The sequence below is a fragment of the Neotabrizicola shimadae genome (assembly GCF_019623905.1).
GTDB lineage: Bacteria > Pseudomonadota > Alphaproteobacteria > Rhodobacterales > Rhodobacteraceae > Neotabrizicola > Neotabrizicola shimadae.
On record NZ_CP069370.1, the window covers coordinates 885,047 to 909,432 of the forward strand.

A 24,386-nucleotide genomic window follows, 5' to 3' on the forward strand; every position below is an offset into this window, starting at 1 on the left:
TCGGTGCGGCCCTATTCCTGCGGCCAATCGAAGCCATCCGACCGGAGCCTCCCCATGCGCATGACCACCGAAGAAGCCTTTGTGAAGGTGCTGCAACGCCACGGCATCCGCGATGTCTTCGGCATCATCGGCTCTGCCTTCATGCCGATTTCCGACCTTTTCCCCAAGGCCGGCATCCGGTTCTGGGACTGCGCCCACGAAGGTTCGGGCGGCATGATGGCCGACGGCTACACCCGCGCCTCCGGCAAGATGAGCATGATGATCGCCCAGAACGGGCCGGGCATCACCAACTTCGTCACCGCCGTGAAGACCGCCTACTGGAACCACACGCCGCTTCTCTTGGTCACGCCCCAGGCTGCCAACAAGACCATCGGCCAGGGCGGCTTCCAGGAAGTCGAGCAGATGGCGCTGTTCAAGGACATGGTCGCCTACCAGGAAGAAGTGCGCGACCCCGCCCGCATCCCCGAAGTGCTGAACCGGGTGATCCTGAACGCCAAACGCGCCTCGGCCCCCGCCCAGATGAACGTGCCGCGCGACATGTTCACGCAAGTGATCGACGTGGCGCTTCCCGCCATCGTCGAATTCGAGCGCCCCTCGGGCGGTTCCGCCGCACTGGACGAGGCGGCGGCGCTCCTCTCCTCGGCCAGGTTCCCGGTCATCCTGAACGGTGCGGGCGTGGTGCTGTCGGGTGCCATACCGGCCTCGATGAAACTGGCCGAACGGCTGGATGCCCCGGTCTGCGTCGGCTACCAGCACAACGACGCCTTCCCCGGCTCGCATCCCCTCTTCGCCGGACCGCTCGGCTACAACGGGTCCAAGGCCGCGATGGAACTGATCGCCCAGGCTGACGTGGTTCTGGCGCTCGGCACCCGGCTCAACCCGTTCTCCACCCTGCCGGGCTACGGCCTCGACTACTGGCCGAAGGACGCAAAGATCATCCAGGTCGACCTCAATCCCGCCCGCATCGGCCTGACCAAACCGGTCGCGGTGGGCATCGTGGGCGATGCCGGCAAGGTGGCCGAAGGCATCCTCGCGCGTCTGTCCAGGACCGCGGGCGATGCCGGAAGATCGGATCGAAAGGCGTTGATCGCCCAGAAGAAATCCGCCTGGGCGCAGCAGCTCGCCTCGATGGACCACGAAGACGACGATCCCGGCACCACCTGGAACGCGCGCGCCCGCGCCGCGAAGCCTCAGTGGATGAGCCCCCGCATGGCCTGGCGCGCCATCCAGTCCGCGCTGCCGAAAGAGGCGATCATCTCCTCCGACATCGGCAACAACTGCGCCATCGGCAACGCCTATCCCACCTTCGAGGCGGGCCGCAAATACCTGGCCCCCGGCCTCTTCGGCCCCTGCGGCTATGGCCTGCCCTCGGTGGTGGGTGCCAAGATCGCCTGCCCGGACACGCCGGTCGTGGGCTTCTCGGGCGACGGCGCCTTCGGCATCGCGGTGACCGAACTCACCGCCATCGGCCGGGGCGAATGGCCCGCCATCACCCAGGTCGTGTTCCGCAACTACCAGTGGGGCGCGGAAAAGCGCAATTCGACGCTCTGGTATGACGACAACTTCGTCGGCACCGAGCTGAACGAACAGGTCTCCTATGCCGGCATCGCCAAGGCCTGCGGCTTGCAGGGCGTGGTCGCCCGCACCATGGACGAACTGACCGCGGCCCTGCGCCAGGCGATCGACGACCAGATGAACCACGGAAAGACCACCCTCATCGAGGCGATGATCAACCAGGAACTGGGCGAGCCCTTCCGCCGCGACGCGATGAAGAAGCCGGTCGAGGTGGCGGGCATCTTGGCCTCCGACATGCGCGAGCAGGCGGTGTGATGGCCGCCGTCTCGTGACGCTGCCCTTCGAGCTGACGCCCTTCGCCGCCACCTGGATCGGCCTGGCCGCGCTGGTCTCGGCCTTCGTGCGCGGTTATTCCGGCTTCGGCTTTTCTGCGCTGCTGATTGCGGCCTCCGGGGTCGTCACCAACCCGCTGCATTTCGTGGCGGTGGTGGTGATCCTGGAAACCCTCATGTCGCTCCAGGCCTGGAAGGGGCTGGCGCATCATGTGGACTGGCGCCGCGTCCTGCCCCTTCTGGCCGGTGCGGCGGTGGGCCTTCCCATCGGTCTCTGGGCGCTGACCTCGATCCCGGAAGATGCCGCCCGCGCGGTGATCTCGGGTTACGTGCTGGTGATGTGCGGTGTGCTGATGGCCGGCTGGCGCATGTCGCGCCCCGCCGGGCAGGGGGCAACCCTCGGCATCGGTGTCGTCTCGGGCCTGGCCAATGCGCCGGGCATGGGGGGCCTGCCGGTGGCGGCCTTCTTCGCCGCGCAGCCCATTCCGGCCGCGGCCTTCCGCGCCACGCTGGTGGCCTATTTCCCCCTGCTCGATATCTATTCCGCGCCCCTTTACTGGTATCACGGCCTCTTCACCTGGGAAACGCTGGTCGCCACCGCCTGGCTTCTGCCGCCTGTGCTGGTCGGAAACTGGATCGGCTCGCGGCATTTCTTCAACACCGATCCCAAGGATTTCCGCCGCTTTGCCATAGGCTTGCTAGCGCTTCTTGCCACAATGGGCCTGGTCCGCGCCCTCCTTTAGGAGGCAACCGGCCAATCCCCGTCAATTGACTTGAAAATAACTGACCGGTCAGTTATTAACGACTCATGACCGGAGCGCCCGCCCCCAAGTTCCGCCGCCGCGCCGAGGCCCGCCCCGACGAGGTGCTGGACGCGGCCCTTGCCGTCTTTACCGAAAAGGGCTTTGCCGGGGCGCGGATGGAGGATATCGCGGCCCGCGCCGGCCTGTCCAAAGGGGCGGTCTATCTGTACTTCCCCTCCAAGCAGGCGCTGTTTCAGGCGCTGATCCGCCGCGCGGTCCAGCCCCTGACCGAAGGCGCGCTGACCGGCATCGCCGAACATGCCGAAGATCCGGCAGAGGCGCTGGCCGCGCTCTTGCGCGCCGTCGCCGCCGCGCTCAGCCGCCCCGGTGCGCTGGCCGTGCCCAAGCTCATCCTGCGCGAGGCGCCGGCGGTGCCGGAAGTCGCGGCCTTCTACCGCCAGGCCGTGATGGACCGGGTGATGCCCGTGGTGATCGGTGTCGTCCGCCGCGGGGTGGCCGAGGGTCGGTTCCGACCGGTCGATCCCGAACTGACGCTGCGCACGATCATGGGCCCGGTGATCCTCCACGTCCTGCTCGATGAGGTATTCGGCATCCGTCCCGGCCCGGAGAAAGGGCTGGACGCCCTGATCGAAAACCATCTTTCCATCCTGTTGGCCGGGCTCGATCCCGGCGGGGGGACGCCATGACCGACCTTCCCGGCTGGTTCGCATCGGTGCTGGCCGCGGTCATTCCGGGTTACGGAGACGACCCCGGCCGGCTCTGGAATGGCTATATCGAGGCCGACTACCACTATGCTGCGCCGCTCTCACCCGGCCGCATCACCGCGATCCCGGTGCAGGAAGGCCAGAAGGTCGAGGCGGGCGAGGTGCTGATGCTGCTGGACGACCGCGCCGAACGTGCCACCCTGGCCGAGGCAGAGGCGCGCGTGGCCCAGGCCGCCGCCAACCTCCAGGACCTTCAGACCGGCAAGCGCAAGGACGAGATCGACGTCATCCGCGCCAGTCTCGACAAGGCCAAAGCCGTGCAGGCGCAGCAGAAGATCAACTTCGACCGGTCCGAGACATTGCTGGCGCGCAACGTGATTTCGCTCTCGCAATGGCAATCCGACCGCGCCGCGCTGGATGCCGCGGATGCCGCGGTGGCCGAACTTCAGGCGCAGTTGCGCGTGGCCGAACTGCCTGCTCGCGGCGCCGAACGCGAAGCCGCCGAACAGGCGCTGAAGGCGGCACAGGCTGCGCAAGACTCCGCGCGCATCGCGCTGGACGAACGCCAGGTCCGCGCGCCGATCACCGGCCTCATCGACGATATCTATTTCCAGGAAGGCGATGTCGCCGCCACCGGCGCGCCCTCCATCGCCATCTACGCCCCCGATGTGATGAAGGCGATCTTCTTCATTCCCGAACGCGAACGCGCGACCGTGGCGGTGGGCCAGACCCTCGCGCTCACCTGCGACAGTTGCCCGCCGGGCCTGTCGGCCCGCGTCACCCGGCTGTCGGCCGACCCGCAATTCACCCCGCCGATCATCTACAGCCGCGAGGAACGAAACCGCCTCGTCTTCCGGGCCGAAGCGATCTCGGACCAGCCCCTGTCGCTGTTGCCCGGCCAGCCGGTCACGCTGGAGCCGCTGGTGCAAGAGTCCGCGCCATGACCGCCCCGCTCGCCATCACCGTGCGCGGGCTGACCAAGGTCTTCTCCGGCCGAAAGGTGGTGGACGGCTTCGACATGGATGTGCCCACCGGCGCGATCTACGGCTTTCTCGGCCCCAACGGCTCGGGCAAGACCACCACCATCCGCATGATGTGCGGCCTCCTTACGCCGGATGGCGGCACGGGCGCCTGCCTCGGCCACGACATCCTCACCCAGTCCCGGCGCATCAAGGAGGAGGTGGGTTACATGACCCAACGCTTCTCGCTCTACGAAGACCTGACGATCCGCGAGAACCTCGATTTCATCGCCCGCATGTACCGCCTGCCGGGCCGCCGCTCCCGGGTGGCGCAGGCATTGGCCGACCTCGGCCTGACCGATCGCGCCAGCCAATTGGCCGGCTCGCTCTCGGGCGGCTGGAAGCAGCGCCTGGCGCTGGCGGCCTGCATGATCCACGACCCGAAGCTCCTGCTGCTGGACGAACCCACCGCCGGCGTGGACCCGAAGGCCCGGCGCGAATTCTGGGACGAGATCCGCCGCCTCGCCGCCACCGGCGTCACCGTCCTGGTCTCGACCCACTACATGGACGAGGCGATCCAGTGCGACTTCATCGCCTACATCGCCTATGGCCGCAAACTCATCGACGGCCGCGCCCAGGACATTCCCGGCCGGATCGGCCTTCTGACCTTCCGCCTGTCCGGCGCGGACCTGCCCGAGGCCGAAGCCCGCCTGCGCGCCATCCCCGGCCTGCAGGTCGCCCGCTTCGGCGCCGTCCTGCGCATCTCGGGCACCGACCGCGCCATGCTCGAGGCCGCCACCGCCCCCGAACGCGCCCGCGGCCTGACGGTGCAAGAGGTCCCGGCGGGCCTGGAAGAGGCGTTCATCTACCTCATGGCCGGCTCCACCGACAATTTCGCGCCCGCCCCGCCATGACCTGGTTCTCGCCCTCCCGCTTCGGCGCCGTGCTGGTGAAGGAATTCATCCAGATGCGCCGCGACCGCGTCACCTTCGGCATGATGATCGGCGTGCCGGTGATGCAGCTTCTGCTGTTCGGCTATGCCATCAACACCGACCCACGGCACCTGATCACCTATGTCGAGATGGCCGACACCGGCCCGGTCAGCCGCGCCATCGTCGAGGGGATGCGCCAAAGCGACTATTTCGATGTCCAGGGCATCGTCACTGGCCCGGCCGAAGGCGACCGGCTCCTGCGCGACGGCCGCGCCAATTTCGTGCTGGTCATCCCCGAGGGCTTCGAACGCGACGTGGTGCGCGGCCTCTCGCCCGACCTCCTGCTCGCCGCCGATGCCTCCGACCCGGCGGCCGTCGGCGGCCCGGTCGGCGCCATTCAGTCCATCGCCGACACCGCCATGCGCGATGTGTTGCAAGGCCCGCTCGCCTATGCCGCCCCCGGTCCCGCGCCCTTCGGCGTCTCCGTGCACCGCCAGTTCAACGCCGAGGGCCGCACCGCCACCAACATCGTGCCGGGTCTCCTCGCCATCATCCTGTCGATGACGCTGACGCTCATCACCTCGGTCGCCATCGTCCGCGAAAGCGAACGCGGCACGATGGAGACGCTGATCGCCACCCCGGTCCGCTCCGTCGAGGTCATGCTGGGCAAGATCATCCCTTACGTCTTCGTGGGCTATATCCAGACGCTGATCTTCCTCGCCGCCTCGAAATACCTCTTCGACGTGCCTTTCCTCGGCTCGCCCCTGGCCTTCTTCCTGGGCTTCAACCTCTATGTCGTGGTGAACCTGGCGCTCGGCTTCCTGATCTCGACACTCGCCCGCACCCAGATGCAGGCGATGCAGATCTCCTTCTTCACCATCCTGCCCTCGATCCTCCTGTCCGGCTTCATGTTCCCCTTCGCCGGCATGCCGCACTGGGCGCAGGTCTTGGGCACGGCGATCCCCGCCACACATTTCCTGCGGCTCACGCGAAAGGTCATGCTGAAGGCCGGCGCCATGCCCGACATCGCCCCCGACATGGGCGCGCTCGCGCTCATCATGGCGGTGATCGTGACCGCCGCGCTCCTGCGCTATCGCCAGACGCTGGATTAGCGCCGCCAGCCCACCCGGTCCCGTAGGATGGGCAATCTGCCCATCCCCCTTACGCCCATTCGCCCCCGCGGAACACCGGCACCCGCCCCCCGCTCGCCGTGATGCCGTCGATGTCGGTCTCCGGCCCGCCGATCATCCAGTCCACATGGATGATCGAGGAATTGCCGCCCCGCTGGCGGATCTCCTCGGCACCCATCGAGGTGCCGCCCCGGAAACACTTGGCATAGCACTGGCCAAGCGCGATGTGGCATGCCGCGTTCTCGTCAAAGAGCGTGTTATAGAACAGGATGCCCGATTGCGAGATGGGCGAGGAATGCGGCACCAGCGCCACCTCGCCCAGGCGCCGCGCGCCCTCGTCCGAGGAAATCATCTTCTGCAACACCGCCTCGCCCTTTGTGGCCTTCGCCTCGACGATGACTCCCTGGCTGAACTGCACCTCGATGTTCTCGATCAGCGTGCCCATGTAGGACAGGGGCTTGGTCGCCCGCACATACCCCTCGCAGCGCAGCGCGTGCGGCGTGGTGAAGACCTCTTCCGTGGGGATATTGGGGTTGCAGGTCACGCCGTTCTTTGCGGTCGAGGCCCCGCCCATCCACTCATGTCCCTCGGCCAGGCCCACCGTCAGGTCGGTGCCGGGGCCGCGGAAATGCAGCGCCTGGAAGTCGTGCCCGTTCAGCCAGCGCCGCCGCGCCATCAGGTTCGCATTGTGCTCGGCCCAGGCCGCCACCGGGTCCGGCCCGTCCAGCCGCGAGGCGCGGAACACCGCATTGGCCAGCCGCGCCACCGCCTCGGGCTCGGGCAGGTCGGGGAAGACCAGCCGCGCCCAGGCAGCGGTCGGATAGGCGCAGATCGACCAGTTGATGTCAAAGCCGGTGATCCGCTCCATCGCCGGGCGATAGGCATGGGAATTGGCCTTGTTCGCCCGCGCCACTGCCTCGGAATCCTGGCCCGACAGCATCATCGGGTTGTCCCCGGCAATCGCCATGCGTGCCGCGCCCTCGCCGAAGGCCGCCGCCATGCCGGAAAACAGCCAGCCCGCCGCATGGTCGAAACTCTCTGGCCGCGCTTCGGAATAGCGCGCCAGCACCACCTGTTCGTCCGACAGGATCGGCGTCACCAGGCCCGCCCCGGCGCGATAGGCATGAACCGCCACCCGCCGCACCAGCGGCAGCGCCGCGACCGGCGCGGTCAGGATCAGATCCTGCCCCGGCTGGATGTTCAGCCCCACCTTCACGGCCACTTCCGCCAGCCGGTCCAGCCGGACCGGATCGACCCGCCCCGGCTCGGCCAGGCCCGCAAAGGTGGACGGATGGGATGCGTCGCTGTCGGTCATCTTTCACTCCCTCGTTTCGCGAAAGCCTAGTGCCGGGAAACCGGCCTGCCCACCCCTGACGCTGGGTCACTTCTCACCTCTTCGCGAGCCGCTTGCGCCCGGTCGCGGCCCTTGGCACTCTGCCGTCCGACGCACCAGACAGGCCCCCATGTGCCGCGCCCTCCTCCTTGCCGCCCCGTTTCTCTTCGCCCCGGCCCTGGCCGAGGCGCATCCGCATATCTTCGTCTCCACCGGGGTCGAGGTGATCTTCGATGATCAGGGCCGAGCCACCGCGCTGCGCATCAGCTGGACCTATGACGAGATGTTCTCGCTGATGATGGTGCAGGAAAACGGCCTTGATCCCGATGGCGACAACGTGCTGACGGCGGACGAACTCGCCTCGCTCAATGGCGCCGACATGGAATGGGACCCGGAATTTCCCGGTGATACCTATGCGCTTCTCGGTGACAGGCCGCTGGCGCTCAGCCGCCCGCGCGACTGGACGATGAACTACGACGGCGCCTCGCTCACCTCGACCCATGTCCGCGATTTCGATGCGCCTGTCCCGGTGGCCGAGGTGCCGCTGGTCGTGCAAAGCTATGACCCCGGCTATTATACCGCCTACACCATCGACGCCGAACCCGTGGTCACCGGCCGCGACGGCTGCACCGCCGGCATCTGGGAGCCGGATCGCAGCAAGGCGGATGCCATACTGGATGCGGCGCTGAAGGAATATGACGGCAGCGATGTCGAATCCGGCGGCTTTCCCGCCGTGGGCGCCGCCTATGCCGACGAGGTCCGCGTGACATGCGCCGCGCCCTCCTGATCCTGGGGCTGGTCCTCGCCGTGCTGATCGCGCTCTTCTGGGCGTTTGGCGGCATGGATGCGCTGGCCGCGCGCGCGGCCCTGGCACAGCGCGAGGTGCAGAACGCCATGGCCGGGGCGCTGCGCCGCCTGCGCGCCGGCGATCCGGCCGCCGTCTCGGCGCTGCTGGCGCTCTGCTTCGCCTATGGCTTTGTCCATGCGGCCGGTCCGGGGCACGGCAAGCTGTTGATCGGCGCCTATGGCCTGGGCAGCCGGGTCCGGCCCCTGACGCTGGCGGGCATCGCGCTGGCTTCCTCTCTGGCGCAATCAGCCGCCGCCGTGGCGCTGGTGGGGGCCGGCATTCTGGCGCTTGGCTGGACGCGCGAGCACATGACCGAAGTGGCCGACCGCCTGCTGGAGCCGCTCAGCTATGCCGCGCTGGCCGGCATCGGCCTCTGGCTCGTCCTGCGCGGCTTTCGCGCCCTGCCACGGGCCGAAGGGCAGGGGCATCACCATCACGACCACCATCACCACGACCACCACGCCCACGATCACGACCCGCACCACGATCACGACCCGCACCACGTCCACGACGAACATTGCGGCCATCGCCACGGCCCGACGCTGGACGAAGTGGCGCAGGTCTCGACGCTCCGCGATGCGCTCGTGCTGATCGCCGGCATCGCGATGCGGCCCTGCACCGGGGCGCTGTTCCTTCTGGTTCTCACCTGGCAGATGCGCGTCTTCCCCTGGGGCGTGGCGGGCACCTTCGCCATGGGCCTTGGCACCGCCACGGTGACGCTGGCGGTCGCTGGCCTTTCGGTCTGGGCACGCGAAGGCGCGGTGGCGAGCCTCCCCGGCGCCAGCCTCGCCCGCGCCCTGCCGCTGGCACAGATCGCGCTTGGCGCGCTCGTCGTCGTGGCCGCCGCCGACCTCCTGTGGCGCACGATCTGAAGCTGTCGCAAGCAAATTCCTTCAAGGGGAGTTGCAGTTTCGTTCGAACGAAATTGGCCGGCTTCCTTGCCGAAGCCGGCGGCGCTCAAAGGTTAAGTCCAAGTTAATTCGTCCGTGCAACTCATTGATATTGCTGGGTCTGTCAAGGCGTCCGAGCTCGGACGCCTCAGGGCAGGTCGGGCAACAGCCCCTCGGCCCCGCCCCCGAACTGGGTCTGAAGGCCAAAGAGCTCTGGATCGCCGGGGTTCAGCCGGATCCCCTCGGCCAACAGCGCCCGCGCCCCCTCCATGTCCCCCGCCGCGGCATGGATCTGGACCAGCATGGACCAGGCCGCCGGAAGCTGGGGGTCCTGGCGCACCGCCTCGCCAAAGGCCTGGGCCGCCAGCCCCAGGTCCCGCCGCTGCAACGCCGCCCCCCCGATCTGAAGGTGGGTCTCGGGCATGTCCAGCCGGCTGCCCAGCCCCCCCTGCCAGACCGCCAGCGCCGCCGCCAGATCGGGGTCCTCGACCGGCACCGCCACCAGGGCCTTGCCCGCCGCCGCCCGCACCGTGGCCACCGGATCGGTCAGAAGCGGCCGCAGGACCTGAAGCCTCTGCTCCGGTGGCAGGCCCATGAAGGCCCCCGGCAGCGCCGCCCGCACCAGCGGATCGGGGTCGGTCCTCAGCCCGGCCAGCCGGTCCAGCTCCGGTCCCGCTGGCAGGGCAGGGATCATCTCCAACGCGGTGGCCCGCACGATCCCCGGCCCCGGCCATTCCGCCAGCGCGATCAGCGCCCCGGTCTGAGCCACCGGATCCGCCCGCCCGGCGGCCAGCACCGCCCCGTAATGCGGCCCCCGATGGGTGCTGTCGGGGAAGCGCCGGGCAATCTCGGCCGCGGCCCAGTCGGCACCCTTGTCCGCATGGCACCCGGTACAGGCATCCGGCGCCCCGGTCGCGGCATCCAGGTCAGGCCGGGGAATGCGGAACGAATGGTCCCGCCGGAAGTCCACCCCCATATAGGTCCGCCCCGTCATGTGGCAGTTCACGCAGCGCGCCCCCTCCGATCCCTCGGGATGGAAGGTATGCTCCGGCCCGTCGAACACCTTCAGAGGCAGCGAGGGGAAGTCCGGGTTTCCCGCCGGCGAATGGCATTGGGTGCAGACAGCATTGCCCTCGGCCTTCAGCGCCCCGCTGTGGGGCTCGTGGCAGTTGGAACAGGTCACGCCCTTGGCGAACATCTTCGACTGCAGGAAGGAGCCGCCCTCGAACACCTCGTCCAGGATCTGCCCGTCCGCGTGGTACACCCCCGGACGCAGCAGCGAGATGGCATAGGTCTCGGCATAGGAGGTCCCCGGCACCGGCGTGCCATCGGCCAGGCTCTCGCGCCGGGAATGGCAGGTCAGGCAGACCGCGATCTCGCCCGCCTGCTTGCCTTCCAGCGCCACTGTCAGGCCATGCGCCGTCAGGCCCGCGGGCACCGTGAAGCCGTGAGGGTCCTTCGCCCAGGAAAGATGCGCCGAGCCCGGCCCGTGGCAGCTCTCGCAACCCACCGAGATCTCGGTCATCTGTGGCGCATAGGTCCGCGTCCGCGGGTCATAGTTGCGGGTGTAGTTGGTGGCGTGACACTCGGCGCAACGCGCCTCCCAGCTCTTGTAAGGGCCGGTCCAGTGAAAGCCGTCGCCGGGGCCGACCATCTGGGTCGGAAAGACCGGATACCAGCGCTTCTCGTTCACGTCCCAGGCGATGTCGAACACCTGGGTGCGGCCCGGTTCCGGCGACAGGAGGTATTGCTGCAGCGGCGTTATGCCCGCCACGCCCACCACCTCGTAGGGGCGCCGTTGTCCGTCTGGCCCCTCTGTCTCGATCATGTAGCTGTCGCCGTCCATGAAGAACCGTGCGGTAAAGCCACCGTGGGACACGCTGATATCGCTGAAATCCCCAAGCACGGTTTCCGCCGTAGGCAGCGTCCAGGCGTGGGCATGGTGGGACATCTCCCAGGCTGCCGTTGCCTCGGAATGGCAACCGGCGCAGGCTTCCGAACCCACTGGCTTCGGCGTCTCTTCGGCAAATGCCGATGGGCCCATCAGCCCAAGGATCAGCGCGGCAACAAGGACCCGGATCGCCTGCATGGTCAGCCTCCCCGCCGCGCACGCTGGTTCAGCGCGACCAGCCCCTGGCCGAGCCGGCGCATCCCGGAAATCACCTCGGTCGGCTTGATCGAGGTTTCGGTGATCCGGTCGGGCTCGATCAGCGCGACCGATCCCGAAAGCGCCGATGGCGCGCCCGGCAGATAGACGATGCAGGACCCGTCCTCGCGCGTGTCCACCACGAAGCCGATCACCTGCATGTCGTCCAGACGCACCAGCACCACCCGTGTCTCGCCGGTGCCGATCAGCGAATCCGCGCCTTCCGCAAAATCGCCGATGGCATGGCGGAAGACCGAATAGAAGGGAAGCCGCGTGAGCAGCAGCCGTTCCATGAGCGTGAAGGTCCGCAAGCCGGCCTGCGTGCGGGCGAACAGCCCCGCTGCCAGCGCGATGAGGAACAGGAACAGGACGGCGACCGCAAAGGCCGTGGCGTCCGCGTCGAGGCCGGGCAGCACGGTCTCGTGCACCTTTCGGCCCACGACCGACGCGCCGTTCACCAGCTTGCCCAACACCACGATCACGATTCCGACCGGCAGAAGGAACAGGATGCCGCCGATCAGGGTGGCGCGCAGCGTCTCGATCACCGGGCGCAAGGCATGGCCTCGCGGCAGATGGGTGCCGGGGGGCAGGCGGTCAGGGGGAAATGCGGCATCGGTTCGCTCTTGCGGTGGCTGGCACGATGATGTCCGGGCAGCGCGGTGCAGGCAACCCGTCACCTGGCCCAGGTCGCATGGCTTTGGCGCCTGCGGTGCGCCTGGTGTCAGAAATCGGCAGAAATGCCGAACGACACCCCGTCCACCTGGTCGCCGCGGGTATAGCGCAGCATCAGGCGGCCCGCGTCGATCCAGGGCAGTTTCGCTTCGCGCAGGTCGATTTCGGCCCCGATACCGATCTGCGCCAACCAGGTCGTATCCAGGATTTCGGCCTGATCGCCGGTGTAGCTCGCGAATGCCACCTCGGTCACCGCGCGCATCGGCCGGCGCAGCGCCTGCCAGGGCGTGGGCACGCGCAGCCGCGCCCAGGCCGACGAGGTGATCGCCTCGGCGCTGCCGAACGCGCTCAGCGGTCCGTTCGTGGTCTGCAGCCACATGTGCGAATGACGCAGCGTGGCATCGACTTCCCAGTCGTTGCGCAGCATCCAGTTGCCCTCGATCATCAGCGCCCCGCCCAGGCCCGTGGCCATCACGCCGTCGTCCAGGAACGAGGTCACATCCTCCAGCGGCCCGTCCCCCGGCGTGTCCACGGTGATGTTGCCCACGGCCACATCCAGGATCGGGCGGAACACCATGCCTGCGCCGATGGGGAAATCCCAGCCCACCCCGGCCGTCAGGGCGGCACTGCGCCAGTTCGTCGGCGCCTCGCCCTGGACCATGTCCTTGTCGAACAACAGCACCGGGTCATAGGAGTTCCAGCCGAGGAACCCCTCCAGATACAGCGGGCTGCCGTCCGGGTTGAACCCGCCGCCGAATTGCGACCCGCGAAAGCGCGCGCCGCCGGTTTCGGTCCCGCCGCTGAACGACAGCGTACTGGCCGCCTCGTTCGGCACCGTCGCCGCGCCCAGAAGTGCCAGAGCGCCCGCCGCCTGCGCCCGGATCTGGTCGCGCACATCCTGGGCCTTCGCCGTGGCAGGCGCCAGCATCAGCGCCATCGCCACGCCCCGCCCCAGCCATGCCTTCGATGTTGCGGCCATGCGTCCCCCTGCCTCGCCTCACACTAGCGCCCCGTCAGGGCGAGGCAAGCGCCGGTCAGGGGGTGCGGTGCCGTGTCCAGCCGGCCGTGTCGAAGACCGGACCAAGCGCCCCCGCCAACTCGCGCAGGCGCGGGCCGCTGGTCAAGCCATCGGGTTCCCAGGCCTTGCAGGCCAGGCCCAGGATGCGCGGCGCGATCATCGGTTCGATCTCGGCATCGGCGGTGGTGAACTCCGACCAGAAACAGCCCTGCACGCCCACGATGCGATGGGCCACATCCTCGGCGCCCTTCGGCACCGGCGACCAGTTCACCGTCTCTTCCAGGTTCACGAAGGCGGCCCAGGCCGCGCCCCAGTCATCGGCATCGCCGGTATGGGCCATGTCGAAATAGACCTTCTGCGCCGGGCACATCACCACGTCATGCCCCATGCGCGCGGCGGCGATGCCCGGCCCCTGCCCGGTCCAGCTGAACATCAGCGCCTCATGCCCGATGCCGCCCTGTGCGCCCTTCGCCGCCTCTTCCCAGGCGGCAGGGCGGATGCCCCTTGCCGCCAGATGGCCCGCCAGACGCTCCATCATCCAGCCCTGCACTTCGTCGCGGCCCGCCAGTCCCTCGCGCGCCTTCAGCGCCGTCACAAGCGGAGAGCCCTCCCAGGCGCCGGGCGGCAGCTCGTCGCAGCCCAGGTGCAACATCCTCATCGGGAACAGCCCCGCCACTTCCTCGGCCAGCGGGATCAGGGTGTCCCAGGTCGCCTCCAGCGCCGGATTCAGCACGTTCTGCGCATAGCCCTGGATGCTGATCTCTGCCCCGTTGTCGCCGGGGTCGCGCAGGCCCGGCACCGCCTGGTTGAAGGCAAAGGCATGGGCCGGCACCTCGATCTCGGGCAGCACGCCGATGTGCAGCGCGGCCGAGCGTTCCAGCACGGTTGCCACATCGCCCTTCGAATAGCTGCCGCCCGACCGGATGCCGCCGCCAAAGACGCCGGGCACCAGCTCGCCCTCGCCGCGATAGGCGGTCTTGCGCCACAGGTCGGGCAGGCAGTCCACCTCCAGCCGGAACGCCTCGTCATCGGCGAAATGCCAGTGCAGGCGGTTCAGCTTGAACAGAGCCATCAGGTCCATCAGCCGCAGGATGGTCTCGGGCCGGTAGAAGTGCCGCGCGCAGTCCAGATGCTGCCCGCGCCAGCCGAAGCGCGGCGCATCCTCGATCGCACCGCAAGGGATCATGCCCTCATGCGTGGCCTTCAGCTGCAACAGCGTGACGCCGCCGTAGAAGGCCCCCGTCGCATCGCCATGTGTCAGGTCAACGCCCGCCGCGCCGATCTCCAGCCGGTAGCCCTCGGCCACCAGTGTCGGGTCGTGGTGCAGCCGCAGGGCCAGGCTGCCCCGAAGGAAGGGCCCCAGGTTCAGCCGCCCCGCCAGCGCCTCCACACCGTCCAGCAGATGGGACCGGGTCGAGAAGCCGCCCCGCGCATCGGCCACGCCCGTCGCAGCCGCCCAGGATTGCGGCGGCGGCACCAGTCGCAGGCCGGGGCAGGGGGGCGGCTCGGGGGCCTCGCCCGAAATCACGCCTGAAGGCAAGGGCGGCAACGGATCGACGCCGCCCGCATGGCGCAGATAGGGGCCAAGCGGCAGCCAGGCCCGGTTGCGCGGCCGGTATTCGGGATCGACATGCTCCAGCACCACCTCGTGCAGGGCGCCCGCGGAAAGATCGGGCAAGGCCACCTCGGAATAACCCGCGACCGACCGCACCAGCACCCCGCCTGACATCGGCCGGTTGGCCGCCATCAGCGAATAGCAGAAGACCGGCGCCTTCAGCGCCCGGTCGGTGCCGATGCGGCAGCGGATGGTGCGGCCCTCGATGGCCGCATCGAAGCTCAGCGTCATGTCAGTCTCCCAGCCGAAGCTCGGCGATGAAGTCGTACAGGTCCGACCGGTAGATGCCCTTGGTGAACTCTATCGGCCGGCCCGAGGGCAGATAGGCGGTGCGGTCGATGCGCAGCACCGCCGCGCCCACGGGCATGGCCAGAAGCTGCGCCTCGCGGGCCGACAGGTTGATCGCCCCCACGCGCTGGATCGCCCGTGTCGGCGCCCGACCCTCGCCCCGCAGATACTGGTACAGCGAGGTTCCCACCACTTCGGGGTCGGGCAGGATGTCCTCCGGCAGCGACGACATTTCCAGCGCCATCGGCACGCCATCGGCCGACCGCAGTCGCTCCAGCCGGCTGACCCGGTCGATGGTGCGCAGGCCAAGCGTCATGCTTTCATCCGGTGTCGGCGGAAACAGCCCGCGCGACAGCACTTCCGAGGAAGAGGCGCGCCCCCGCGCCAGCATGTTCTCGGTGAACGAGATCAGCGAGGACAGCGACTGCTCCAGCTTGGGTCCCTGGCCGCGCACGAACGAACCCGCGCCGCGCCGCTGGTCCACCAGCCCCTCGTCCACCAGTTGCGCCACCGCCTTGCGCACGGTGACGCGGCTCACCTCGGCAATTTCGGCAAGGTCACGCTCGGGCGGAAGCTGGCTGTCGGGCGCCAGTTCGCCCGACTGGATGGCCGAGACGATGTGGCGATAAAGCTGCGCATAGCGCGGCCCGCGGCCTTCGCGGAACCAGACCGCGGGCGCGAAGATCGCCGTATCCTCTCCTCCCATGACCACTCGCCTTCTTTGGTATTGCCGGATGATACCAATCCCGGCGCTTTGGCATAAGTAAGGCCCCGATTCGGACCTTTCGCAAGACCAAAATCGGTCCAATGAAGATTTTCCTGTGGATTGGTATTATCTTGGTAGCATCGTCACGAATCTTTGGTATGGTCGGCCCCACAGACAGATTCGGCCCCTTCGAAGGCCGGACGACAGGGTGGACACAGATGGCCGACACCGCAGAACCTCTTGCCGGCGCCGGGGCGCGTGCCCTTCGCAAGCCGCTTCCCGAAAGCTGGTTCGCCTGGCTTCTCATCTCGCCGGCGCTTGTATTCATCGGCTTCATCGTCGCCTGGCCGCTGGTCGAGACGATCCGCCTGTCCTTCACCAATGCCACGCTCGGTGGCGAGGAATATGTCGGCGTGGCGAACTATGCCAAACTCTTCGCCGACCCGAAGTTCTATGACACGGTCGGGCGCACCTTCTACTGGATGGCCCTGGCCGTCAGCCTGAAGCTGATCGTCGGGCTGATCGGTGCCTCGCTCCTGAACGCGGCCATCCCCGGCAAGGCGCTGTTCCGCGTCCTCGTCATGCCGCCCTGGGTGATCCCGGTGGCCATCGGCGTGATCGGCTGGAAGTGGATGTACAACGGCTATTTCGGCCTGATCTCGGGCCTGTTGCAGGAATTCGGCCTGGTCGAGGACCGCGTCGCCCTTCTGGCCACCAAGACCTCGGCCTTTTACTCCGCCGTCGTCACCGATGTCTGGGTCGGCACGCCGATGGTGACGCTGTTCTTCCTGGCCGCCATGCAGGGTGTCAGCCGCGACCTGTACGAGGCCGCCTGGGTCGATGGGGCAGGGCGCTGGTATCGTTTCCGCCGCATCACCATTCCCCAGATCATGCCGGTGATCGTTTCCATGGCGCTGCTTTCGGCGATCTGGACCTTCAACAGTTTCGAAATCATCTGGATCCTCACCGAAGGCGGCCCGCGGGGCGCCACCACCACGCTCATCATCGACACCTACAAGGTCGCCATCTCCAGCCAGCGTTTCGGCGAAGGCGCGGCGCGGGCGGTGGTGATCGTGGTGCTGCTTGCCGTCTTCTCGCTGGCCTACCTGTTCCTGCTGAACCGCGTGAACCGCCATTACGGAGCGAAATGACCATGATGATGGATCGCCTCAGCCTCCTGCAGAAGATCGGCCTCTACATCGCCACCTTCTTCTTCCTGCTGTTCATCCTGATGCCCTTCATCGAGATGTTCCGCGTCTCTCTCCGCCCGATGAGCCATCTGATGACCGCCGACTTCACATGGTGGTCCGACGATTTCAGCTGGCAGGCCTACCGCGACATGTGGAAGACCGTGCCGCTTCTCGGCCGCTACATCCTGAACTCGATCTTCATCTCGACCGCCGTGACCGCGATCACCATGGTCGTGGTGATCCCCTCGGCCTATGCCTACGCCCGGCTCGACTTCCCCTACCGCGCGCTCTCGCTCGGCGGCTTCCTGGCCGTGAACATGTTCACCGGCGCCGTGCTCCTGATCCCGCTCTACCGCGTGCTGCGCTCTCTTGGGATGCTCAACACCTACTGGGCGATGATCATCCCCGGCGTGGCCTTCCTGATCCCCACCGGCATCTGGCTGCTGCGATCGTACCTGGAAAAGATCCCGAAGGAGCTGGAAGAGGCCGCCTTCGTCGATGGCGCCAGCCGCATGTACACCCTGCGCCGCGTCGTCGTGCCGCTCGCCGTGCCCGGCCTGATCGTGGTCGCCACCTCGGTCTTCATTGGCGCCTATGCCCAGCAATTCCTCTTCGCCATCACCTTCAACAACGTCCGCGAGCTGCAACCGCTGCCCGCCGGCCTGTTCGAATTCATCGGCTACCAGGACACCACCTGGAACGAGATGATGGCCGCCGCGCTCACCGGCGTGCTGCCCGTGATGCTCTTCTTCCTCGTCTTGCAGAAATACCTCGTCGCCGGCCTCACGGCGGGCGCGGTGAAAGAGTGACGACCAACCACAACGAAACCCAAGTCCAACAAAGGGAGACTACCTCGATGAACCACTTCAAGACCCTGACGGTCGCGGCGGCCCTTCTGGGCGGCTCGGCCCTCGCCGGCCAGGCGCAGGAGCTGCACTTCATCATGTGCGGCGGCGAAGTCCGCCCGGCCGACCAGAAGGTCATCGACAAGTTCCAGGCCGACAATCCCGGCGTCACGGTGAAGATGGAAGCCGTGGAATGGGGCACCTGCCAGGACAAGTCCATGCAGCTCGCCTCGGCCGGCGATCCGCCCGACGTGGCCTACATGGGCTCGCGCACCCTGCGCCAGCTCGCCAACAACGACCTGATCGTCCCCGTGACCTTCACGCCGGAAGAAGAAGCCGTGTTCCAGCCCGGCGTGCTGAAGACCGTCACCAACGGCGGCCAGTACTGGGGCATCCCGCACGCCTTCTCGACCAAGGCGCTCTACATCAACTGCGCGGTGGTCGAAGCCGCGGGCGCCGAGTGCAAGGCGCCGGAAACCTGGGCTGACCTCGTGGCGCTGTCCAAGCAGGTCACCGACAACACCGATGCTGCGGGCATCGGCATTGCCGGCAAGGATTTCGACAACACGATGCACATGTTCCTCGATTTCCTCTACTCGAACGGCGGCGTGGTCTTCGACGCCGACGGCAAGCCCGCGCTCGACAGCCAGCAGACGCGCGAGACGCTGCAGCTTTACGCCGACCTTCTGCCCTACATGCAGTCCGGCCCGACCGAATGGGAACGGGACCAGATGAAGGACCTGTTCAACGACGGCCAGATCGCCATGTATGTCACCGGCCCCTGGGGCAAGGGCCAGCATGCCGAGAAGGTGCCGAACCAGCTGATCGTTCCCATCCCGCACGGCCCCTCGGGTCCCTCGGGCACCATCCTGATCACCGACTCGCTCGCCGTGTTCAAGGGCACCGGCAACGAGGAACTGGCGACCAAGCTCGCCAAGGCGCTGACCAGCGGCGAAGCGCAGTACGACCTCGACTCGTCCTGGGGCCTGACCCCGATCCTGGACTACGAAAAGGTCGGCATGACCGACGTGTACTACAAGCAGGATCCCTGGCCCGTCTTCGTGGCCGGCATCTCCACCGGCGGACCCGAGCCGATGGTGGAAAACTTCAAGGAACTGCAAAGCGTGTTCACCAACATGGTGCAGGGCATCATGCTGGGCGAAGGCTCGGTGGACGAATTGGTCACCCAGGCCGGCGTCGAACTGAACGACGTGAAGTGATTTGACAGACCAAGGGGGCGCCGGGTTTTTCCGCGAAGAATCCGGCGCTACCCGCCCAAGCCATCCCTTGCCGCCGCCGCAGGAGCCCGTCCATGGCCACGCTCGATCTTCGCAACATCACCAAATCCTTCGGCACGGCCAAGGTGCTGCACGGCATCGACCTTGCGGTGAAGGACCGCGAATTCGTGGTCTTCGTCGGCCCCTCGGGCTGCGGCAAGTCCACGCTCCTGCGCATCATCGCGGGTCTGGAAGCCGCCACCTCGGGCCAGATCCTCATCGACGGCCAGAACGTCAGCGACCTGCCGCCGGTGCAGCGCGGCATTGCCATGGTGTTCCAGTCCTATGCGCTCTACCCGCATCTCACGGTGTTCGAGAACATCGCCTTCCCGCTGCGCGTGGCAAAGCTGCCAGAGCCCGAGGTCAAGCAGAAGGTCGGCCGCGCCGCCGAAATCCTGAAGCTCACCGACAAGCTGATGCTCAAGCCCGGCCAGCTTTCGGGCGGACAGCGCCAGCGCGTCGCCATCGGCCGCTCGATCGTGCGCAACCCCAAGGTCTTCCTCTTCGACGAACCGCTGTCCAACCTCGACGCCGCCCTGCGCGGCGACATGCGCGTGGAACTCAGCCAGCTCCAGCGCGAGCTTGACGCGACCATGATCTACGTCACCCACGACCAGGTCGAGGCGATGACCATGGCCGACCGCATCGTCGTGCTGAACGCCGGCCGGATCGAGCAGTTCGGCTCTCCGATGGAACTGTATCACCACCCGGCGACCCGTTTCGTGGCCACCTTCATCGGCCAGCCCAACATGAACCTGATCCAGGCCACCGTGGTCGGCACCGATGCCGCTGGCCTGGCCGTGGAATTTGCCGCCGGCCACCGCGCCGTGCTTCCGGTCGAGGCCGGCCGTGCCCGTCCCGGCGACAAGGTCGATGTCGGAATCCGCCCTGAAAACCTGACCCTCGGACAGGACCTGCCGATGCGCGTCAACATCCTGGAACGGCTCGGCGGCGTCTCCATCACCTATGGCAAGATGCCCGATGGCCACCGGCTCTGCGCGGCACTGCCGGGCGACGCCACGGTGCGCGAGGGGGAAGAGGTCCGGCTCGGCTTCAACCCTGCCGATGCCCATGTTTTCGATGCCTCGGGCGCCGTGATGCGGCGGCTGAAGGCCCCGGCGCTCGCCGCCTGACAGCTGGAGGAAGAAGATGCGGATCGTTACGGCAGGCATGGGCCTGCGGGCTGGTCATGTCCTGCGCACGCTGAAGGAAGCGATGCCCGAGGCCGAGGTCGTGGGCTTCTACGACCCCCAGCCCACCCATCTGGACATGCTGGGTGACGTGCCCCGCTTCCCGTCGGTCGAGGCCATGCTGTCGGATGCCAGGCCCGACCTCTACTGCGTCTTCTCGCCCAACGTCTTCCACCTCGACCAGATCCGCCTGGGCCTGGAAGCGGGCGTTCAGGTCTTCACCGAAAAGCCGGTCGTGATCTCGACCGAGGAAACGCTGGAACTCGCCCGGCTCCTGTCGATCCACGGCGGGGCCAGGCGGGCGATGGTCGGGCTTGTCCTGCGCTACTCGCAGCACATGGTCGATCTGCGCGCGGCCATGGCCCAGGGCTGGCTGGGGCAGGTGGCCTCGCTGGAGGCCAACGAACATATCGGCCCCTATCACGGCGCCTTCTTCATGCGCGACTGGCGGCGGCGCGACGCCTATGCCGGTGGCTTCATGCTGGAGAAATGCTGCCACGACCTCGACATCTACAACATGGTCACAGGCTCGCGGCCCCGCCGGGTGGCAAGCTTCGGTGGTCGCAAGTCCTTCCTCCCGGAAAATGCGCCCGCCTCGAACGAGGAAGCCGAGATATTCCACGTCAAGAAATCGGTCTGGGAACAGACCGACGATCCCTTCCGCTCCGACGGCGACATCATCGACTTCCAGACCGCGATCCTGGAATACGAAACCGGCGCCAGCCTCGCCTTCCACACCAACCTGAACGTGCCGGATGAAGAGCGCCATTTCCTGGTGGTCGGCACGCATGGCATGGCCGAAGGCGATTTCGTGCGCGGCTATCTCAAGGTAACGGCGCGCGATGGCCGTCGGCTGATGGATCAGGACTATTCCAAGGGCGCCGCCGCCAAGGGCGCGCACTACGGCGCCGATGCCATGATGTGCGCCGACATCACGGAATACCTGCGCGGTGAAGCCGACAGCCTGCCCGTGTCGATCCTCGATGCGATGGAGGCGGGCCTCGCCGCCCTGGCGCTGGACGAGGCGCGGGTGACGGGCCGTGTCGTGGACCTGACCGACACCTGGGTGAAGCTCGATTCCTACGGGCTCACGCGATGAACGTCTCGCCCGATGCCGGCCGCCACATGGCCGATGAAATCGCCGAGGCGCCGGCCGTCTTTGCCCGCGCCGCCACGCAACCCGTGACCGGGATCACGCTGGAAGGCATCCGCGCGATCTACACCATCGCCCGCGGCTCCTCCGATGCCGCCGCCAATATCCTGTCCTACGAGGTGATGCGCGAAACCGGCCTGCCCATGACCTCGCTGCCGCCTTCCGTCTTCTCGGTGGGCAAGGGCGTTGCAATGGCCGGCGCGCTTGCGCTGGTGATCTCGCAGTCCGGCGCCTCCGATGACCTGGTGCGGTCCGCCAAAGGGGCAAGGGAAAAGGGCGCGCGGGTGGCCGCCATCGTCAATGCGGCCGGATCGAAGGTCCAGGCCGAGGCCGACATGACCCTGCCCATCGGCGCCGGCCCCGAACTGGCCGTGCCCGCCACCAAGACGGTGATCGGCTCCATCGCCGCCGGCATGGCGCTCCTGTCGCACCTCGTGCCCGCCTACGCCCCCCGGGCCGCCGCCTCTGCCGCCGTGGTGGCGGCCCTCGCCGGGCGCGACCATCCCCAGACCCGCGCGCTGGTCGCCGCCCTCCTGCGCGCCAGCCACGTCTATGTCATCGGTCGCGATACGGGCTACGGCGCGGCGCAGGAACTTGCGCTGAAGCTGAAGGAAACCTGCGCGCTCCATGCCGAGGCCTATTCCTCCTCCGAGGTGCTGCACGGCCCCCTGCAACTCGCCACCAACCCGCTTCTCGTACTCATCCTCGACACCGAGTCCCCCGAGGTCCAGGACAGCCTGAACACCGCCGAGGCCCGCTTCCGCGCCGTGGGCGCCCCGGTCTTCCGCCTGCGCCCCTCCGAAGCCGGCGCCACCGGCCTCACCCCCGCCGCCGCCGCCGCCGCGCTCCTCTACCTCGCCTATCCCCTCGTCCTCGCCACCGCCCGCGCCCTCGGGCACGACCCCGACCGGCCCGAGACGCTCTCCAAGGTGACGCAGACCACATGACCTACCAAGCCTCCGCCACCTGGGCCGAAATCCACGCCCAACCCGCCATCTGGACCGCCTGGGGCGCGACGCTGGATGTCCAGGGCCTGCGCGCCTGGGTCGCCGCCACCGGCGCGACCGAGGTCTGGTTCTGCGGCGCCGGCTCCTCGGCCTATGTCGGAGAAATCGTGACCGCCGCCCTGGAAGGGCAGGGCGCCTTCCGCGCCGTCCCCACCACCGACCTCGTCAGCCGCCCCCGCGCCTACCTCGCCAACCGCAAGCCGCTGGTCGTCAGCTTCGGCCGCTCCGGCAACTCCACCGAATCCATCGGCGTCCTCGACGCGCTGGACGTGCTCGCCCCCGACGCCCCCCGCCTGAACATCACCTGCAACGCCAATTCCGCCCTCGCCGCCCGCCCCGGCACCCATGGCCGCGCCGTGATCCTGCCCGAAGCCACCCACGATGCCGGCTTCGCCATGACCTCTTCCTTCACCACCATGCTGCTGACCGCGCTGGCGGTCTTCGACCTCTCGGTGCCGGCGGGGGACGTCCCGGCGCTGATGGCGCGGCTGGGGCGGCAGTTGGACGCCGCCCTGCCGCGCCTGCAATCCACCCCCGTCCCCGAACGCGCCGTCTTCCTGGGCGCCGGCCCCCTGGCCTTCGCCGCCCGCGAAGCCGGGCTCAAGGTGATGGAGCTTGCCGCCGGCCAGATTCCCGCGCTGTGGGACTCCACCCTCGGCTTCCGCCACGGCCCGAAGAGCTTCGTGATCGGCGACACCGCCATCACCCTGTTCCTCTCGCCCGATCCCCACGCCCGCGCCTATGACGACGACCTGGCCGAGGAGCTGCGCGCCCAGTTCCCCCAGGCGCGCATCCAGGCCGAAGCCATCGCCGCCTTCGAACCCGAAGGTTGGGGCGCCGTGCTGGCCGTCGCCACAGCGCAGGTCCAGGCCGTGCTCTGGTCCGCCGCGCTCAACCAGAACGTGGACGATCCCTTCGCCGGCAAGGGCACGCTCACCCGCGTGGTCTCGGGCGTCCGCCTGCACCCGGTGACGCGATGATCGCCGCCGGCATCGACCTCGGCGGCACCAAGATCGAGGCGCAGCTTTTCGATGCCGACTGGGCGCTGGTGGACCGCCGCCGCATCGCCACGCCCGGCGACTATCCCGCACTGGTCGCCGCCATGGCCGACCAGATCGCCTGGATCGAAACCCACGGCCCCCGCCTGCCCGTGGGCATCTCTGCCGCGGGCCTCGTCAACCCGGCCACCGGCCTTGCGCTAACCGCCAACCTCGCCGCCACCGGCAAGCCCTTCCCCGCCGATATCGCAAAGGCCGCGCGCCGCCCCGTCACCTACATCAACGACTGCCGCGCGCTCACGCTCTCCGAAGCCGTGTTCGGCGCCGCCAAAGGCCAAAGCCCGGCGGTCGGCCTCATCCTCGGCACCGGCATCGGCGGCGGTGTCGCCATCGACGGCCGCCTCGTCCCCGGCCCCTCGGGCACGGGGGGCGAGTTCGGCCATTTCGCCCTTCCCGCCGGCCCAATCGCCGTCCACGGCCTGCCCGTCCCCGCCTGCGGCTGCGGCCGGGTGGGCTGCACCGAAACCCTCATCGCCGGGCCGGGCCTGACCCGCATCGCCCTGCACCTCACCGGCCAACCCCTTACCCCGCCCGAAATCGCCGCCCGCCGAAACGAACCCGCCATCGCCCGCGTTTTCGCCGTCTGGGTCGAGCTTCTGGCCGAGCTTCTGAAGACCATCACCCTCGTCATCGACCCGGCCTGCATCGTGCTTGGCGGCGGCCTGTCCCAGATCGCGGGGCTCATCCCCGCGCTCGACGCCGCGCTTAACGCCACGCAACTGCCGGGCTTCGCCATTCCCCGCCTTGCGCTCGCCCAGGGCGGCGATGCCAGCGGCGCACGCGGCGCGGCCTATGCCGCCCTGCAGGAGAGCTGA

Annotated in this window: 22 protein-coding genes; 16 read left to right on the forward strand and 6 right to left on the reverse strand. The window is 68.1% G+C overall.

Going from position 1 to position 24,386, the window contains the following annotated elements; all coding sequences use genetic code 11:
- The first annotated feature begins 54 nt into the window (after window positions 1-54).
- From xsc to JO391_RS04180, 6 genes are all read left to right on the forward strand, one after another.
- Window positions 55-1,830, forward strand: coding sequence for a sulfoacetaldehyde acetyltransferase (gene xsc / locus JO391_RS04155; RefSeq protein ID WP_220662933.1), 1,776 nt, complete (start codon window positions 55-57; stop codon window positions 1,828-1,830).
- Between the two features lie 13 nt (window positions 1,831-1,843).
- Window positions 1,844-2,590: a sulfite exporter TauE/SafE family protein gene (locus JO391_RS04160; protein ID WP_220662934.1), complete on the forward strand. Its 747-nt coding sequence runs from the start codon at window positions 1,844-1,846 to the stop codon at window positions 2,588-2,590.
- 65 nt (window positions 2,591-2,655) lie between these two features.
- Window positions 2,656-3,297 (forward strand): TetR/AcrR family transcriptional regulator, encoded by a 642-nt coding sequence (locus JO391_RS04165; RefSeq protein WP_220662935.1) that lies wholly within the window; start codon window positions 2,656-2,658, stop codon window positions 3,295-3,297.
- Complete coding sequence (locus tag JO391_RS04170) at window positions 3,294-4,259, forward strand: HlyD family secretion protein (protein WP_220662936.1); 966 nt, start codon at window positions 3,294-3,296, stop codon at window positions 4,257-4,259. The genes JO391_RS04165 and JO391_RS04170 overlap by 4 nt, the downstream gene beginning before the upstream one ends.
- Entirely contained in the window at window positions 4,256-5,188 is a 933-nt protein-coding gene (locus tag JO391_RS04175; RefSeq protein WP_220662937.1) for an ABC transporter ATP-binding protein, read from the forward strand. The genes JO391_RS04170 and JO391_RS04175 overlap by 4 nt, the downstream gene beginning before the upstream one ends.
- Entirely contained in the window at window positions 5,185-6,318 is a 1,134-nt protein-coding gene (locus JO391_RS04180; RefSeq protein WP_220662938.1) for an ABC transporter permease, read from the forward strand. Before JO391_RS04175 ends, JO391_RS04180 begins: the two co-directional genes overlap by 4 nt.
- Before the next feature lie 49 nt (window positions 6,319-6,367).
- On the opposite strand, the gene JO391_RS04185 is transcribed toward JO391_RS04180, so the two are convergent.
- Entirely contained in the window at window positions 6,368-7,651 is a 1,284-nt protein-coding gene (locus JO391_RS04185) for an aminopeptidase (protein WP_220662939.1), read from the reverse strand.
- A 148-nt stretch (window positions 7,652-7,799) separates the two neighbouring features.
- Here JO391_RS04185 and JO391_RS04190 point away from each other — a divergent pair, with 148 nt between their 5' ends.
- Both JO391_RS04190 and JO391_RS04195 read left to right on the forward strand, forming a co-directional pair.
- Complete coding sequence (locus JO391_RS04190; RefSeq protein ID WP_220662940.1) at window positions 7,800-8,456, forward strand: DUF1007 family protein; 657 nt, start codon at window positions 7,800-7,802, stop codon at window positions 8,454-8,456.
- Window positions 8,438-9,388, forward strand: coding sequence for a nickel/cobalt transporter (locus JO391_RS04195; protein ID WP_220662941.1), 951 nt, complete (start codon window positions 8,438-8,440; stop codon window positions 9,386-9,388). Before JO391_RS04190 ends, JO391_RS04195 begins: the two co-directional genes overlap by 19 nt.
- A 166-nt stretch (window positions 9,389-9,554) precedes the next feature.
- Here JO391_RS04195 and JO391_RS04200 read toward each other — a convergent pair whose 3' ends face one another.
- The 5 genes from JO391_RS04200 to JO391_RS04220 form a co-directional block, all read right to left on the reverse strand.
- On the reverse strand, window positions 9,555-11,495 hold the full coding sequence (locus JO391_RS04200; protein ID WP_220662942.1) for a cytochrome c3 family protein: 1,941 nt from the start codon (window positions 11,493-11,495) through the stop codon (window positions 9,555-9,557).
- A 2-nt stretch (window positions 11,496-11,497) separates the two neighbouring features.
- Complete coding sequence (locus tag JO391_RS04205; protein ID WP_375155697.1) at window positions 11,498-12,097, reverse strand: DUF502 domain-containing protein; 600 nt, start codon at window positions 12,095-12,097, stop codon at window positions 11,498-11,500.
- Window positions 12,098-12,273: 176 nt separating this feature from the next.
- Window positions 12,274-13,203 carry a hypothetical protein gene (locus JO391_RS04210; RefSeq protein ID WP_220662944.1) on the reverse strand — a complete coding sequence of 310 codons (930 nt, stop codon included), beginning with the start codon at window positions 13,201-13,203 and terminating at the stop codon, window positions 12,274-12,276.
- A 55-nt stretch (window positions 13,204-13,258) separates the two neighbouring features.
- Window positions 13,259-15,088 carry a beta-N-acetylhexosaminidase gene (locus JO391_RS04215; RefSeq protein WP_259444820.1) on the reverse strand — a complete coding sequence of 610 codons (1,830 nt, stop codon included), beginning with the start codon at window positions 15,086-15,088 and terminating at the stop codon, window positions 13,259-13,261.
- Window position 15,089: 1 nt separating this feature from the next.
- Window positions 15,090-15,851, reverse strand: a complete 762-nt coding sequence (locus JO391_RS04220; protein ID WP_220662945.1) for a GntR family transcriptional regulator — start codon at window positions 15,849-15,851, stop codon at window positions 15,090-15,092.
- 218 nt (window positions 15,852-16,069) lie between these two features.
- Between JO391_RS04220 and JO391_RS04225 the strand changes: the two genes are divergently transcribed.
- The 8 genes from JO391_RS04225 to JO391_RS04260 all read left to right on the forward strand — a co-directional run bounded on the left by JO391_RS04225 (window position 16,070) and on the right by JO391_RS04260 (window position 24,386).
- Complete coding sequence (locus JO391_RS04225) at window positions 16,070-17,002, forward strand: carbohydrate ABC transporter permease (RefSeq protein ID WP_220662946.1); 933 nt, start codon at window positions 16,070-16,072, stop codon at window positions 17,000-17,002.
- Window positions 17,003-17,004: 2 nt separating this feature from the next.
- Window positions 17,005-17,850, forward strand: coding sequence for a carbohydrate ABC transporter permease (locus JO391_RS04230; protein ID WP_259444821.1), 846 nt, complete (start codon window positions 17,005-17,007; stop codon window positions 17,848-17,850).
- A 47-nt stretch (window positions 17,851-17,897) separates the two neighbouring features.
- Entirely contained in the window at window positions 17,898-19,106 is a 1,209-nt protein-coding gene (locus JO391_RS04235; protein WP_220662947.1) for an ABC transporter substrate-binding protein, read from the forward strand.
- A gap of 92 nt (window positions 19,107-19,198) precedes the next feature.
- Complete coding sequence (locus tag JO391_RS04240; protein WP_220662948.1) at window positions 19,199-20,296, forward strand: ABC transporter ATP-binding protein; 1,098 nt, start codon at window positions 19,199-19,201, stop codon at window positions 20,294-20,296.
- 16 nt (window positions 20,297-20,312) lie between these two features.
- The gene (locus tag JO391_RS04245) at window positions 20,313-21,452 is read left to right on the forward strand and encodes a Gfo/Idh/MocA family protein (RefSeq protein ID WP_220662949.1); all 1,140 of its coding nucleotides are present in this window, start codon (window positions 20,313-20,315) and stop codon (window positions 21,450-21,452) included.
- Entirely contained in the window at window positions 21,449-22,453 is a 1,005-nt protein-coding gene (locus tag JO391_RS04250) for an SIS domain-containing protein (protein WP_259444822.1), read from the forward strand. Before JO391_RS04245 ends, JO391_RS04250 begins: the two co-directional genes overlap by 4 nt.
- Window positions 22,450-23,493: an SIS domain-containing protein gene (locus JO391_RS04255; RefSeq protein ID WP_220662950.1), complete on the forward strand. Its 1,044-nt coding sequence runs from the start codon at window positions 22,450-22,452 to the stop codon at window positions 23,491-23,493. The genes JO391_RS04250 and JO391_RS04255 overlap by 4 nt, the downstream gene beginning before the upstream one ends.
- A complete protein-coding gene (locus JO391_RS04260; RefSeq protein WP_220662951.1) occupies window positions 23,490-24,386 on the forward strand; it encodes an ROK family protein in 897 nt (298 codons plus the stop codon). The genes JO391_RS04255 and JO391_RS04260 overlap by 4 nt, the downstream gene beginning before the upstream one ends.

Coding starts and splice junctions, on each gene's coding strand:
- xsc (WP_220662933.1), top strand. CDS start 55: ATGCGCATGACCACCGAAGAAGCCTTTGTGAAGGTGCTGCAACGCCAC.
- JO391_RS04165 (WP_220662935.1), top strand. CDS start 2,656: ATGACCGGAGCGCCCGCCCCCAAGTTCCGCCGCCGCGCCGAGGCCCGC.
- JO391_RS04170 (WP_220662936.1), top strand. CDS start 3,294: ATGACCGACCTTCCCGGCTGGTTCGCATCGGTGCTGGCCGCGGTCATT.
- JO391_RS04175 (WP_220662937.1), top strand. CDS start 4,256: ATGACCGCCCCGCTCGCCATCACCGTGCGCGGGCTGACCAAGGTCTTC.
- JO391_RS04180 (WP_220662938.1), top strand. CDS start 5,185: ATGACCTGGTTCTCGCCCTCCCGCTTCGGCGCCGTGCTGGTGAAGGAA.
- JO391_RS04185 (WP_220662939.1), bottom strand. CDS start 7,651: ATGACCGACAGCGACGCATCCCATCCGTCCACCTTTGCGGGCCTGGCC.
- JO391_RS04190 (WP_220662940.1), top strand. CDS start 7,800: ATGTGCCGCGCCCTCCTCCTTGCCGCCCCGTTTCTCTTCGCCCCGGCC.
- JO391_RS04195 (WP_220662941.1), top strand. CDS start 8,438: ATGCGCCGCGCCCTCCTGATCCTGGGGCTGGTCCTCGCCGTGCTGATC.
- JO391_RS04200 (WP_220662942.1), bottom strand. CDS start 11,495: ATGCAGGCGATCCGGGTCCTTGTTGCCGCGCTGATCCTTGGGCTGATG.
- JO391_RS04210 (WP_220662944.1), bottom strand. CDS start 13,203: ATGGCCGCAACATCGAAGGCATGGCTGGGGCGGGGCGTGGCGATGGCG.
- JO391_RS04215 (WP_259444820.1), bottom strand. CDS start 15,088: ATGACGCTGAGCTTCGATGCGGCCATCGAGGGCCGCACCATCCGCTGC.
- JO391_RS04220 (WP_220662945.1), bottom strand. CDS start 15,851: ATGGGAGGAGAGGATACGGCGATCTTCGCGCCCGCGGTCTGGTTCCGC.
- JO391_RS04225 (WP_220662946.1), top strand. CDS start 16,070: ATGGCCGACACCGCAGAACCTCTTGCCGGCGCCGGGGCGCGTGCCCTT.
- JO391_RS04230 (WP_259444821.1), top strand. CDS start 17,005: ATGATGATGGATCGCCTCAGCCTCCTGCAGAAGATCGGCCTCTACATC.
- JO391_RS04235 (WP_220662947.1), top strand. CDS start 17,898: ATGAACCACTTCAAGACCCTGACGGTCGCGGCGGCCCTTCTGGGCGGC.
- JO391_RS04240 (WP_220662948.1), top strand. CDS start 19,199: ATGGCCACGCTCGATCTTCGCAACATCACCAAATCCTTCGGCACGGCC.
- JO391_RS04245 (WP_220662949.1), top strand. CDS start 20,313: ATGCGGATCGTTACGGCAGGCATGGGCCTGCGGGCTGGTCATGTCCTG.
- JO391_RS04250 (WP_259444822.1), top strand. CDS start 21,449: ATGAACGTCTCGCCCGATGCCGGCCGCCACATGGCCGATGAAATCGCC.
- JO391_RS04255 (WP_220662950.1), top strand. CDS start 22,450: ATGACCTACCAAGCCTCCGCCACCTGGGCCGAAATCCACGCCCAACCC.
- JO391_RS04260 (WP_220662951.1), top strand. CDS start 23,490: ATGATCGCCGCCGGCATCGACCTCGGCGGCACCAAGATCGAGGCGCAG.